Annotated in this window: 9 protein-coding genes and 1 tRNA gene; 7 read left to right on the top strand and 3 right to left on the bottom strand. The window is 60.5% G+C overall.

All coding sequences use genetic code 11. The features are described from left to right. Positions 1 to 56 precede the first annotated feature (56 nt). The 4 genes from ACOVRJ_RS18090 (at position 57) to ACOVRJ_RS18075 (ending at position 3,903) form a co-directional block, all read left to right on the top strand. Positions 57 to 1,028, top strand: coding sequence for an acetyl-CoA carboxylase carboxyltransferase subunit alpha (locus ACOVRJ_RS18090; RefSeq protein WP_263536869.1), 972 nt, complete (start codon positions 57 to 59; stop codon positions 1,026 to 1,028). 30 nt (positions 1,029 to 1,058) lie between these two features. Beyond that, positions 1,059 to 2,387 carry a tRNA lysidine(34) synthetase TilS gene (gene tilS, locus ACOVRJ_RS18085; RefSeq protein ID WP_422045223.1) on the top strand — a complete coding sequence of 443 codons (1,329 nt, stop codon included), beginning with the start codon at positions 1,059 to 1,061 and terminating at the stop codon, positions 2,385 to 2,387. 108 nt (positions 2,388 to 2,495) lie between these two features. Then, a complete protein-coding gene (locus ACOVRJ_RS18080; protein WP_422045222.1) occupies positions 2,496 to 3,764 on the top strand; it encodes an aspartate kinase in 1,269 nt (422 codons plus the stop codon). Between the two features lie 46 nt (positions 3,765 to 3,810). After that, positions 3,811 to 3,903, top strand: a tRNA-Ser gene (locus ACOVRJ_RS18075). A 423-nt stretch (positions 3,904 to 4,326) separates the two neighbouring features. Here ACOVRJ_RS18075 and ACOVRJ_RS18070 read toward each other — a convergent pair. Then, positions 4,327 to 6,012: an electron transfer flavoprotein-ubiquinone oxidoreductase gene (locus ACOVRJ_RS18070; protein WP_422045221.1), complete on the bottom strand. Its 1,686-nt coding sequence runs from the start codon at positions 6,010 to 6,012 to the stop codon at positions 4,327 to 4,329. A gap of 265 nt (positions 6,013 to 6,277) precedes the next feature. On the opposite strand from ACOVRJ_RS18070, the gene ACOVRJ_RS18065 reads away from it, so the two are divergent. Beyond that, complete coding sequence (locus ACOVRJ_RS18065; RefSeq protein ID WP_422045220.1) at positions 6,278 to 7,060, top strand: SDR family oxidoreductase; 783 nt, start codon at positions 6,278 to 6,280, stop codon at positions 7,058 to 7,060. Between the two features lie 6 nt (positions 7,061 to 7,066). Next, complete coding sequence (locus tag ACOVRJ_RS18060) at positions 7,067 to 7,714, top strand: YceH family protein (RefSeq protein WP_422045219.1); 648 nt, start codon at positions 7,067 to 7,069, stop codon at positions 7,712 to 7,714. Positions 7,715 to 7,735: 21 nt separating this feature from the next. Here the strand turns inward: ACOVRJ_RS18060 and ACOVRJ_RS18055 are convergent, their stop codons facing one another. Both ACOVRJ_RS18055 and ACOVRJ_RS18050 read right to left on the bottom strand, forming a co-directional pair. Next, complete coding sequence (locus ACOVRJ_RS18055) at positions 7,736 to 8,719, bottom strand: serine hydrolase domain-containing protein (protein ID WP_422045218.1); 984 nt, start codon at positions 8,717 to 8,719, stop codon at positions 7,736 to 7,738. A 169-nt stretch (positions 8,720 to 8,888) separates the two neighbouring features. Then, on the bottom strand, positions 8,889 to 11,714 hold the full coding sequence (locus tag ACOVRJ_RS18050; protein ID WP_422045217.1) for a TonB-dependent receptor: 2,826 nt from the start codon (positions 11,712 to 11,714) through the stop codon (positions 8,889 to 8,891). 310 nt (positions 11,715 to 12,024) lie between these two features. On the opposite strand from ACOVRJ_RS18050, the gene ACOVRJ_RS18045 reads away from it, so the two are divergent. Beyond that, positions 12,025 to 13,485 (top strand): cyanophycinase, encoded by a 1,461-nt coding sequence (locus tag ACOVRJ_RS18045; protein WP_422045216.1) that lies wholly within the window; start codon positions 12,025 to 12,027, stop codon positions 13,483 to 13,485. The last annotated feature ends 68 nt before the right edge of the window (positions 13,486 to 13,553 follow it).

Below are 13,553 nucleotides of genomic sequence, written 5' to 3'. Positions count from 1 at the left end.
GCCTTTACAATAGGTAGTCCGGTCCAGGACCTTCCTCACTGACCAAGAATCGCAGGATGAGCAAGAAACATTTTCTCGAATTCGAGCAGCCCATCGCCGAGCTCGAAACCAAGATCGAAGAGCTGCGCTATGTGCAGAGCGAGTCCGCTGTCGATATCTCGGAAGAGATTGACCGGCTCAGCAAGAAAAGCCAACAGCTGACCAAAGACGTCTACGCCAATGTGGCGCCCTGGCAGGTCTACCAAGTGGCCCGCCATCCGCAGCGCCCACAGACGCTCGACTACTGCGCCGAGGTCTTCACCGATTTCCAAGAGTTGCATGGTGACCGTCACTTTGCAGATGATGCTGCGATCGTCGGCGGCTTGGCTCGTTTCAATGGCCAAGCCTGTATGGTTGTCGGCCATCAGCGTGGCTCGGACGCCAAAGAGCGCACCCTGCGCAACTTCGGCATGCCGCGCCCAGAGGGCTATCGCAAAGCCCTGCGCCTGATGAAGTTGGCCGAGAAGTTCGGTTTGCCCGTCTTCACCATGATCGACACCATGGGTGCCTACCCAGGTATTGGTGCCGAGGAGCGGGGTCAGTCGGAAGCCATCGGCCGCAATATCTTTGAGATGGCGCAGCTGGAAGTGCCCATCATTGCCACAGTCATCGGCGAAGGCGGCTCCGGCGGCGCTTTGGCCATCGGTGTGGCGGATCAGGTCTTGATGCTGCAGTTCTCGGCCTATTCGGTGATTTCGCCTGAAGGTTGCGCCTCGATTCTTTGGAAGTCTTCCGAGCGTGCGCCCGAAGCGGCCAGCGCGCTGGGCATCACCGCCCATCGTTTGAAGGCCATGGGCTTGATCGACAAGATCGTCAGCGAGCCGGTCGGCGGCGCCCATCGCGACAACAAGCAGATGGCCTCTAACCTCAAGCGCGCGCTGGGCGAAGCCCTGCGTCAGGTCAGCGACCTGAAGCCCAAGGAATTGCTGGAGCGCCGCTATGAGCGCCTGCAGGCCTATGGCCGCTTTGGCGATACCAAGAGCCGTTGAACCCTGGCTTGAGCCGTCCCTGAGTTGTCCTTGAACCGCTGTATTGCTGTTGCTTACAGCGGTGGACGCGACTCCACAGCGCTGCTTCACACGGTGGCTCGTCAAGCGCTGGTTCTGAATCAAGAGCAGGGCGCCGGCATCGCAGTGTTCGCCCTGCATGTGCATCACGGGCTCAGCCCAAATGCTGATGATTGGCTTGCGCATTGCCAAGCGCAATGTGAGGCTTGGGCCGAGAGCGGCCTGCCTTTGCGCTTTCGCGCGACGCGCCTGAAGGGCGCTCCCTCTCCCGCACAAAGCGTCGAAGCATGGGCCCGCGAGCAGCGCTATGCTGCACTCAGCGCCATGGCCCATGAGGCCGGCGCGACCATGCTTTTGCTGGCGCATCACCGGCGCGACCAGGCTGAGACTTTGCTTTTGCAAGCTTTGCGTGGCGCGGGCGTGGCAGGCTTGGCCGCCATGCCTGCTCAGCAGTGGCGAGACGAGGCACTGTGCTGGGCGCGACCCTGGCTCGATCAGCCGCGCGAGGCGGTGCAAGCCTATGTGCAGCAGCATGCGCTCAGCCACATCGAAGACGACAGCAATCAAGACACACGCTTCGCGCGTAACCGTTTGCGCTTGGAGGTTTGGCCCGCGCTGTTGCAGGCCTTTCCGCAAGCCGAGGCCAGCTTGGCGCGAGCCGCCACATGGGCTCAGCAAGCCGCAGCCCTGCAAGATGAGGTGGCCCAGGGCGATCTCGACGCGCTGGCGGATGGACTACCAGGCCTCAGCTTATCCGCGCTGTTCAAGCTCAGCGAGCTTCGCGCGCGCAACGCCTTACGCGCTTGGTTGGCCGTGCAAACCCGTCAGATCGCCCCAGCCAGCCTTTTGCTCCGCTTGGCGCTCGAGTTAGCAGGAGAGGGGCCCGGGACATGGCCTTGTGCTGGCGGACTCTTGCGGCGGTATCGCGGGCGATTGAGTTGGCAGGCGAGTTCTGACTGTGTTGCATCTGAAGCCTTGGGCTCAATTTCGCTGGACTTGTCCCAGCCGGGAACTTACCCGCAGCCGAACTGGGCGGGGGCCTGGCGGGTGGAGTCAAGCCCGAGTGCAGGTGTCTGCCCCGAATTGTTGCGCGCCTTGACCATGCGCTCACGCAGTGGCGGCGAGCAGTTTCAACGTGCCCCGAACAGTTGTTTGCGCAGTCTCAAAAAAGCCTATCAAGAGGCCGCCGTGCCGGCCTGGCAGCGCAAGGGGCCGCTCTTGTTTGTCGGAGCTGAGCTGGTCTATGCCCCTGGCTTGGGCCTGGATGCGCGTTGGCTGGCCAAGCCGGGCGAAACGGCCTTGAGCTTGGCCTGGAGGCCCGATTCCATGCTTGTTTGGTAACTCAATTGATCGTCATATTGCTGCAATGCAGCAGCTAGAATCGAGAGTTGCGACCGCGGCGCAGCTTCACCCGACCGGGACTTTGACCCCCCGCGCAAAAACTATCCTATGGCTTTGATTGTTCACAAGTACGGCGGCACCTCAATGGGGTCGACCGAGCGCATCCGCAATGTTGCCAAGCGTGTCGCCAAATGGGCGCGTGCGGGCCACCAAATGGTGGTCGTGCCCTCGGCCATGAGCGGCGAAACCAACCGTTTGCTGGGTTTGGCGAAAGAGCTGTCGCCGTCTGTCGGCAGCCCTGAACTGAATCGCGAACTCGACATGATTGCTGCCACAGGCGAGCAAGTGTCGGTGGGACTGCTGGCGATTGCTTTGCAAGCCGAAGGCCTGGAGGCGGTCAGTTACACCGGCTGGCAAGTGCCCGTGGCGACCGATTCCAGCTACACCAAGGCGCGTATCGAGAGCATTGATGACACCCGCGTGCGTGCCGATCTGGACGCCGGCAAGGTCGTGGTCATTGCGGGCTTCCAAGGCATTGACGAAGACCACAACATCACGACCTTGGGGCGTGGTGGCTCGGATACCTCCGCCGTTGCGATCGCAGCTGCGATGAAGGCTGCTGAATGCCTGATTTACACCGATGTGGACGGCGTCTACACCACCGACCCTCGCATCGTGCCCGAGGCGCGTCGCCTGCACACCATCAGCTTTGAAGAAATGCTGGAGATGGCCTCGCTGGGCTCAAAGATTCTGCAAATTCGCTCGGTTGAATTTGCCGGCAAATACCGGGTGCCCCTGCGCGTGCTGTCGAGCTTCACGCCCTGGGATATCGCCATCGAAGAAGAGGCCAAGTCTGGCACGCTGATCAGTTTTGAAGAGGACGAGAAAATGGAACAAGCCGTCGTTTCGGGTATTGCCTTCAACCGCGATGAGGCCAAGGTGACGCTCTTGGGCGTGCCCGACAAGCCGGGCATTGCTTTCCAAATTCTGGGTCCGGTGGCCGATGCCAATATCGACATCGACGTCATCATTCAAAACGTCTCGCATGACGGCAAGACCGATTTCAGCTTCACTGTGCACCGCAACGACTATGCGCGCACCATGGAGTTGCTGGAGAAGACCGTGGGCCCGGCAACGCAGGCCTCCAAGGTCATGGGTGATGCGCGCATCTGCAAGGTGTCTATCGTCGGCATCGGCATGCGTTCGCATGTGGGCGTGGCGTCCAAGATGTTCCGCGCGTTGAGCGAAGAGGGCATCAACATCCAGATGATTTCCACCAGCGAGATCAAGACCAGTGTCGTGATCGACGAGAAGTACATGGAGTTGGCCGTGCGTGCTTTGCACCGCGCTTTCGAATTGGAACAAATTTCTGCCTAAGTCTTGAAAGGCCTTGAAAACTTAGTATAGAATTCAAGGCTGCGCTGGAGTCGTGACCGAGTGGCCGAAGGTGCTCCCCTGCTAAGGGAGTATGTGGGCAAAACCTGCATCGAGAGTTCGAATCTCTCCGACTCCGCCAAGTAATGCGAAACCCTTGATCTGCAAGAGAAATCTTGTGAATCAAGGGTTTTTGCTTTGGGGCTGGACAATACGAACTGCCCGGCCTGTGCCGGCACAATGGTCGCTCGCCGAAAAAAAGCCGATGGCCTGACGCCTTAGCTGCGTGGAGGCAATTGAAGAGCTTCGTTTTCGCGCTGCTGCGCGAGTGCCATTAGCCGTATCAGGCGCCCTCGCGCTTAGTCCGCCATCACAAAGAAACATGCTGCTCAGCTGGGCCGAACAAGCGAGGGTGACCGCCCGGTCCTGTTGATTGAGTTTCCAGCATGGAGGGAATGGAGGGCATGGGGTGCGAGGTTGGGAAACCAAGCCACGTTCAGCACTGATACCGCCGGCACTCCTGTCACCCAGGGCATGCTTGCCCTGGGCTTGTCAAGGGCACAACTCACATGCCTGCGTAGTTGGGCCCGCCCCCGCCTTCAGGGGTCACCCAAACGATGTTTTGGGTGGGGTCCTTGATGTCGCAGGTCTTGCAGTGCACACAGTTCTGCGCGTTGATTTGCAGCTTGTCCTGGCCGCTCTCTGTCTTGATGAACTCATAGACGCCGGCAGGGCAGTAGCGGCTTTCAGGCCCGGCAAATTGGGTCAGGTTGATGGCGACAGGCACATCGGCGTTTTTCAAAGTCAGGTGGGCCGGCTGATTCTCTTCGTGGTTGGTGTTGGAGACGAAAACCGATGAGAGTCGGTCAAAGGTCAGTTGACCATCGGGTTTAGGGTAGTCAATCTTTGGGCATTCCGCGGCAGGCTTCAGGTAGAGATGGTCGGCTTGCGTGCGGTGGAGAGTCCAAGGCGGGCTCGAGATGCCGAGTTTGGGCAGCAGCCATTGCTCGATGCCGGTCATCAAGGTGCCCACGGTGTTGCCCCTTTTGAACCATTGCTTGAAGTTGCGCGAGCGATCCAGTTCGGCGTGCAGCCAGCTCTGCTCAAACGCGGCCGGGTAGGCCGTGAGTTCATCATGTTGGCGCCCTGCGGCGATTGCGTCAAAGGCCGCTTCGGCGGCCAGCATGCCGGTCTTGATGGCGGCGTGGCTGCCCTTGATCCGGGCAGCGTTCAGATAGCCTGCATCGCAGCCCACCAAGGCACCACCCGGGAACACCGTTTTGGGCAGAGACAGCAGACCCCCGGCAGTGATGGCGCGTGCACCATAGCTCAGGCGCTTGCCGCCTTCCAAATGAGTGCGGATGCTGGGGTGAGTCTTCCAGCGCTGCATCTCTTCGAACGGGCTCAGCCAGGGGTTCTTGTAGTCCAAACCGACAACGTAGCCCAGGGTGACTTTATTGCCTTCCAGGTGATACAAGAAACCGCCACCATAGGTTTCGCCGTCCATCGGCCAGCCCGCCGTGTGCACCACCAGGCCGGGCTTGGCCTTGTCCGCCGGGATTTCCCACAGCTCTTTGATGCCGATGGCATAACTCTGTGGGTCCCGACCTGCATCCAGTTCAAACTTGCTGATCAACTGCTTGCCCAGATGGCCCCGTGCACCCTCGGCGAACACGGTGTACTTGCCGAGCAACTCCATGCCCAGTTGGAAGCCTTCGTGGGGCTCGCCCTCTTTGCTAACGCCCAGACTCCCGGTGGCAACGCCGCGCACCGAGCCATCCTCGCCGTAGACGATTTCGGCTGCGCTGAAGCCCGGGAAGATTTCAACGCCCAGGGCTTCGGCCTGCTCGCCCAACCATTTGGTGACTGCGCCGAGAGACACCACATAGTTGCCATGGTTGTGGAAGCACTCCGGAATCAACCACTGAGGCGTACTCTTGGCACCGGTCTCGCTGAGGAACAACACCTCATCGGCACTGACGGGCTGATTCAAGGGGGCGTTCAACTCCTTCCAGTTCGGAAACAGCTCGGAGATCGCCCGAGGATCCATCACGGCACCCGACAGGATGTGGGCGCCGGGCTCAGAGCCTTTCTCAAGCACCACCACCGAGATCTCTTGCCCTTTTTCCGCGGCCAACTGCTTCAGCCGTATCGCTGTGGACAGGCCGCCAGGGCCGGCGCCCACCACCACCACGTCGTATTCCATGCTTTCGCGTGGGCCGTATTGAGCGATCAGTTCTGCGCTGGTCATGGGCATCCTTAAGGCTTGTTAGGTCGGGCTTGTGCATTGCCCGCTGATTGAGAGTTGGGGCGCATTCTACTGGTGCTCATTAAAAAACGAACGGTCGTGCTTTTCTGCTTGGGGAGCTCAGTCTAGGGGCCTGCAATGACGCCTCTGCAATGGGCAATCCAGCCAAGGGGCTTGGCCAAAGAATTAGGGGCTGGGTGCTGGGAGATTCCCGGCAGTTTCGGAGTCGCGTGCTAATCTCCCCGGCAGCCTTGTGAGGATTTGATCTATGAGCTACAGCATTGATTTGTCGGGCCGGGTGGCCTTGGTGACCGGGGCCTCCAGTGGTCTTGGCGCCCAATTTGCCAGAACCTTGGCACAAGCGGGGGCCTGCGTGGTTTTGGCCGGACGCCGAATTGAACGACTCAAGACCTTGCGCAGCGAGATTGAAGGCAAGGGCGGTGATGCCCATGTCGTGATGCTCGATGTGACCGATCTGGACAGCATCAAGTCGGCGGTGGCGCATGCGGAGACGGAGGTCGGAACGATTGACATCTTGATCAATAACTCCGGAGTCAGTCGGACCCAGAAGCTGACCGAGGTGAAGGCGGATGACTTTGACTTCGTGATGGATACCAATGTGCGCGGCGCATTCTTTGTTGCCCAAGAAGTGGGCAAGCGCATGCTGGCTCGCGCCAGTGGCAATGCGCCGGGTACCTTTATCGGCGGGCGAATCGTCAATATCGCATCGATGGCAGGCTTGCGGGTGTTGAGCCAGATCGGCGTGTATTCAATGAGCAAGGCTGCCGTCATCCATATGACACGTGCGATGGCGCTGGAGTGGGGCAAACACGGCATCAATGTGAATGCGATTTGCCCGGGCTATATCGATACCGAGATCAATCACCATCATTGGTCGACCGAGCAAGGTCGCAAATTGGTGGAACTGCTGCCGCGCAAGCGTGTCGGTCAGCCGCAAGATCTGGATACCTCGTTGCTGATGTTGTGTGCCAATGAGAGCCACTTCATCAATGGGGCTGTGATTCAAGCTGACGATGGTTTTGGGGTGTAACGCTCAATGACGCTGCGAACTTTGACTGCGCTGGAAGCGCGAGTGCTGGCCGTGCTGGTGGAGAAGGAATCCACGGTTCCAGACAGTTATCCCTTGTCCTTGAACGCCTTGACCCTGGGTTGCAACCAGAAGACGGCGCGTGATCCGGTGATGAGTGCCAGTGAATCCGATGTCTTGCTGGCGCTGGAGGAACTCAAGCACATGCACCTGGTCAATACCGTCAGTGGGAGTCGCGTGGTGCGGTTTGAGCACAACGCGGCACGCGGTTTGGGCGTTCCGGGTGCTGGCTTGGCCATCCTGACCTTGTTGATGCTGCGGGGCCCCCAGACCACGGCCGAGTTACGCATGAATACCGAGAGGCTGCATCGCTTTGCCGACGCCTCATCGGTCGAGGGCTTTCTCGAGGAGCTGGCTGAGACCAAGGAATCGAGACCCGCATTCGTCACCAAACTGGCGCGCGCACCGGGGGCGCGCGAGTCGCGCTGGGCGCATTTGTTGTGCGGGGAGGTGGTGCAAGAACATCCGGCTGCAGCGTTGCCGCGCGATGAGGAGTTGGCCTTTTTACGCGCTGAGCAGCAAAGAATGAACGCTGAGTTAGAGGCCTTGAAGGCGCTGGTTCAGCGCATGGCCGCTGAGTTGGGGATCGACAGCTGAACGCGCCCGTCAGCGTGCACCTTAGCGCGCACCCAAGAGCGGCATCAGCTGCCTCCACAGCTCATTTCCCCTCAGCCCGTTGCTCATGAGGATGAAGCCACTCCCACGGCTGGGGGAAAACTGGCAATAGTTGCGAAAGCCGGTGCTGTTGGTGCCGGTGTGATAGGCGATATCGCCCTGAACATTGGTGTTGATGGCCCAGCCTAAACCCCAGAACACGGTCGGCCCTTGTTGGAGGCCGGGCCGCTCGATCGGTTCGCGATCGGTGGCGATGGTGACGTGAGCAAGCATGGCTTGTATCGAAGCGGACTTCAAGGCATGGGGTGTGTCATGGCTCGGCCTCAAGAGCTCGGCCACAAACATGGCGTAGTCGGCCGGCGTTGTGTACAGCGTGTAGGCGGCGTTGGCGTCTTGGTAGTCTTGTTCGGGCAAGACCTGGCCCAGTTCATCGTGACCTCGGGCTCGCAAACCCATCAGTTTCGGCGTGAGTGAGAACGCGCTGTTGCTCATGCCCAGAGGCTTGAACAGCGCTTTTTCGGCCAGGGCTTGCAGCCCAGTACCCGTGATGTGCTCGATGACCCGCTGAAGATAAAAGTAAGCTTCGCCGGAGTAGAGAAAGCGGTCTCCGGGCTCGTGGGCGAGTTGCAGGGTTTGGAGCGATTCATCGGCGGCGCTGCGCCAATTGGGCAGGCCGGAGCGGTGCGACAGCAGCATTCGGGCCGTGATCATTCGCTGCCCGGTTTGCGGTGGCCGCCAAAGCTCTTGCGGCAGATAGTCGAGAACCGGGCGATCGAGTTCGATCTGCCCGGCTTGAACCGCCTGCAAGACCAGGTAGGCGAAGAGCGGCTTGCTCAAGGACGCCGCTTCGAACACGGTGTTGGCCTGAACCGGGCGCTCATGGCCTGCCTCGCATTGGCCGAACTGCCCTGACCAAGCGAGCTTGCCTTCATGGAGCAGGGCCAAACTGGCGCCCGGCACTTGCAGATCCTGCAGCAATGAAGGCATGCTTGCTTGAAGCCGATGGATCAAGCCGCTCAAGCTGTCTGCCATCGGGGTGTTGGGGGCGACGCTCTCGCGGCCAGGGCGATCCGCCGCCATTGCCGTTCTCAAGCCTGTTGCGGGCTCAATCAGCAGGCTGCTCAGCCAAGCCAGCGCTTGGCGACGCCTCGTTCCGTCAACGGAATTGATACTGCGCACTGAGGTAGACAAATCGGCCCCGAGGGTCGGTATAGCTGGGGTCATAGCCCGAGATGAAGTGATAGGCCTGGTTGGAGTAGGGCGGGGCGGTGTTCAGCAGATTTTTCACGCCCGCCCGAAGCGTCAGCGACTTGCTGGCCTCCCAGGCGCCAGCCATGTCCCACAGGGAATAGGCCTTGACCTTGTTCGCTCCCACCATCGTGCCTGAATTCGTGTCGATGGCGGAGTTTTGATCCGTGTAGCCGCTGGAGTAGGTGTTGCCCACGGCCAGGCTCCATGGGCCATAAGTCCAGTCCAGGCTCAGGCGATGCCGCCAGCGTTGCACCGCGCCGGTGGTGACGAATTTGCCCAGGTCACTGACGAAATCATCACCGAAGCCGGTCTGCTTCTCAGACTTCAGCACCCAGGTTCCCGCCATCTTGGCGCCCCACTGGCCGAGGGGGCTCGTCAGGCGCCGCACTTCAAAGCTCAGGTCCAGCCCCGAGGAGCGTTGCTTGCCGCGGTTTTCTTTGCGCAACTCGATGAAGCAAATCTCGTAGTCATCGGGGTCGTAGTCGCAGCCCTGAATGCCTTCGTCCATGTTGTAGCGATGAACCAGCGCGCCGTATTTGCCCAGATTGCCCAGGATGATGTCTTCACCAATCGTGCTGATCAGGTTGGTCTTGGCGATGTTCCAGTAGTCCAGGCCGAGGCTGACATCTTTGATCGGCTCGAAGACCATGCCCATCGAGAACTGCTTGGATTTCTCGGGCTTCAGATTCGGTCCCGAATAGATCACCGTGCTCCAGTTGTTGGCGCAATCGCGCAGATCGTTGCCATTGGCCGCGCAGTAGACCGGGTCGGGCAGCACCGAGGTGCTGCTTGATTTTGGCGGCCGGTACAGATCATTCAAGGAGGGCGCGCGGAATCCGGTGCCGGCCGACGCTCGCAGCACCAGCTCTTTCGCCGCTTGATACCTCAAACCCAGCTTGGGGTTGCTTGTGCCGCCGATGTTTTGGTAGTTGTCATGCCGCAAGGCGAATTGCAGCTCTAGCTCTTTGCTGAGCGGCGCGACCAGTTCGCCGAACACGGCCCAAACGCGCCGCGAGCGTTTGACGAACTGCGAGTCACCTGGCGTCCAGTCCTCGTTGATATTGTCGGAAAGCAGCAGCTCAGACGCTTTGGAGTCGGTGGACTCATGGCGCAGTTCCGCGCCCAGAGCCAGTGCCAAGTTCCCGCCGCCGAGCTTCATCAAGCTGCCGCTGGTTTTGAAGTCCAGCGAGCTCATGGCGCCGCGTGCGCTGCGCACTTCGTCGTTCACTTGGATGCTGTTCAGATAGGCTTTCCCCGCAGCGCTGGAGGGACCAAAGGGGTTGACGAGTCCGCGACGAAACCCGTCGATCAGTTCCTCGTACAGCAGGTAGCCGCTGGCATCACGCTCGGCCACCTTGTTGACGCTGTGATTGAGGCCCCAGTCGTAGTCCCAACTGCCGAGCGAGCCAGACATGCCGAGGACCACGCGTTCGGCCCTGCTGTTCAGTGCGGTCTTGCGATTGCCCGCTTCCAGCAAGCGCGCGCGGATCTCGACGGCTTCACCGGGGAGTGCGGTGTCCAAACCTGGAATCAGCGCGGTATCCAGCTCATTGGCTCGGCGCAAGCGGATGCGTGAGGACGTGCCGACATAGTGGGTCTTGGCTTCACTGAGGGCCAGTTCGACAAAGGCTTGATGCTTGTCACCCAAGGCCAAAACACCGCGACCCAGAAAGCTGAGTTTTTTGGACTGAGGATAAAGCTCAAGATCGCGCATGTAATCGAAAGTGCAGCCATCCGGGCCGCCGATGCCGTCGACCAGATTCAGCGAGTGCGGGGGATTGCACTGGGGAGCACTGAGATTGATGGTCTTGGTGCTGGGTACTCGCCCGTTGATCTTGAAGCCTTGGTTTTGCAAGGCCTCCAACTGATCCGATGACAAGAAGATGTTGGCCGGCATCGGGTAGCTGGACAGCAGATGGGGCAGGCGCTGCGGGATCTGCAGCTCACCGATGAACTTGCGTTGTGAGGTGTTCAAGGCATCGGTGTGCTGGATGTCGAAGACACCGAAGAGGTTGAAACGATCGCGCGCGAGATCGCCGAATCCTGCGGCCAGCGAAGCGGTGCGCTTGCCGGCCCCGCCTTCCTGGCTGGCACCGACATAGGCGTCCAAGTCTAGTCCTTGGTAGTCCTTGCGAGTGATGAAATTGACGACACCGCCGATCGCATCGGTGCCGTAAATGGCGGAGGCGCCGTCCAGCAGCACTTCCACACGTTCGATGGCCGCGCTGGGAATATTGTTCAGATCCACGCCTGCATCGTCGCCGGGCGAGGCGAAATTGGCCATGCGCCGGCCGTTCAAGAGCACCAGGGTGGAGGAGGTGCCGAGTCCGCGCAAGTTGGCGGAGTTGAAGCCCATTTGATCTCTGGAGCCGCCGTTGGCGATGCTGACCCCATCGGTCAGGTTGTTGCTGGCGGCGCTGAGGTTGGCGATCAACTCCGCGGCGGTGGTGATGCCCGCCTTGACCATATCGGCGCGGGTGATGATCTGTACGGGCAAGGCTCCTTCGGCCTCGATGCGCTTGATGGCGGAGCCGGTGACTTCGACACGCTCGAACTTTTTGACCCCCGCGCCGGCATCTTGCGCCAAAGCGGGCAGGCAGGCCAGGCCGACCAGGCCCAGCATCAAGAGGTGCACGGCGGCTTGAGTTGGCTGGCGCAAGAACCGACCCCGCAGCCGCCTTGGCCGAGGGCCGGTGTTGAGGGCTGGCCATCGCTGCGGATTGATATTCATGCGGATCTCCCGGTGGGTACGCGAGCCTTGACCTCGCCGGATGACAGCTCCTGCCTTGCCGAAGCAAGCGGCTGCATCCAATCGGACCAGTCTAGGAAGTCCATGGCACTCTTCCAGCGAGGGTTTACTCGCACAGTCGTATCCGCGCAACTTGAAGTTAGGTCTTTGCTCAGGCCTGCCATAGGGGGGCGAGTGAACCAAGACGTCTCTCACACCTGCGGGGGGGGATGGGGAGGCTGAGGGCTGGGCTACCATCATTTGGGCCGGGCTGCTGTTGCGCTCGCATCGATAAGAAGTGAGGCCAGAGATCATGCTCAAACTGCTGCATTCCCGCTCCCAAGGCCGCGCCCCTTGGCCCGCTTGCCTGGGGCTCGGTGTGCTTCTCCTGGCCAGCGCCCAAGCTTGGGCGAATCCTGCGGCAGCGGCCGGCGGGGCGTCAGCCTCGCATGCCGCGCAGGGCGCACGAGTGCTGCAGCCGCCGGCTAAACCCGCCCCTGCTGCCCCGTCGTCATCGAACCCTGCGACCCCATCGGCTTCGGCCAAACATGACGTGGCGGTGCGCGGTTATGCGGTGCCGATAGGCGGGGCCTTGAAATCTGATAACGAGGAGGTCTGGGGCCGCATCGTGGCCTTGGCCGGCGGCAAGGGCGCGCGCTTCGTGGTGTTCGGAACAGCCTCGGAAGACCCTGAAGCCAGCGCCAAGCAGGCCATCGAGATGCTGCACCGGCGCGGCGCGGTCGCCGAGGCCTTGCCGGTCGCGCCCAAGTTCGGTTGGGTCGACTTGAACAAGGTGGTGCGTGATCCCGCTTTGATCAACAAGGTAAAGAATGCGCGCGGCGTGTTCTTCACCGGCGGCTCTCAAGAGCGCATCGTCGATGTCTTGATGCCCGGCGGGCATGCCACGCCGATGCTGGAGGCGATCTGGGAGGTTTACCGCAAGGGCGGTGTGGTGGCGGGTACCTCGGCAGGTGCGGCCATCATGAGCACGGTGATGTTTCGTGACGCGCCCAGTGTCATCAACATCATGAAAGGCAAATGGGTTGAGGGCAAGCAAATCGACCGCGGACTTGGCTTCGTTGGACCTGATTTGTTCGTCGATCAGCACTTCTTGAAGCGGGGCCGCTTCGGCCGCATGATTCCCTTGATGATGGCCAAGGGCTACAAGCTGGGGCTGGGGGTGGACGAGAACACCGCCGCCATCATTCATGGGGACGAAGTGGAGATCATCGGCGGCAAGGGCGCGTTGTTGGTGGATCTGAACGATGTCAAGACCGACCCCACTTTGGGTGCTTTTAATTTGACCCAGGCGCGCTTGAACTACCTGGATCACGGCGATCGCTATAACTTGAAAACTCGGCTGACCCTGCCTTCCGCCGTCAAGCTGCGTGGTGACAAACTGGATCCCAGTTCGCCCGACTACAAGCCTTACTACACCGAGCCGGTTTTTCACCTGGACATGCTGGGCGACTCGACCATCTCCAACTCAATGAACTACCTGATCGACAGCCGTTTCGCGGAGATCCGGGGCCTGACTTTTGATGCCGCATCCAAGGCGGGCGACCCGGTGGCCGAGTTGGGTTTTTTGTTCCGTATCTACAAAGGGCGCGGCAGTTTTGCTTGGAGTACCGATGAAAACGGCCCCGAGGAATACACCGTGATCAATGTCTACCTGGACATCACACCGGTGCGCATGCCGATCCCGATCTACAGCACTTGGCCAGGCCCAGGGCGCAGCAGCCCGCCCGCCGGCGAACGCGACGGCGCACAGTAGACCTTACAAGCCAAAAGAAAAGCCAAGCCGGTCAGGGCTTGGCTTTTTTGTGCCTTGCTCAAGATTCA

The organism is Roseateles sp. (assembly GCF_049240545.1).
Taxonomy (GTDB): Bacteria; Pseudomonadota; Gammaproteobacteria; order Burkholderiales; family Burkholderiaceae_C; genus Paucibacter_A.
Note: the sequence above shows the minus strand (reverse complement) of the source record. Positions and strands in the feature narration are given on the sequence as shown.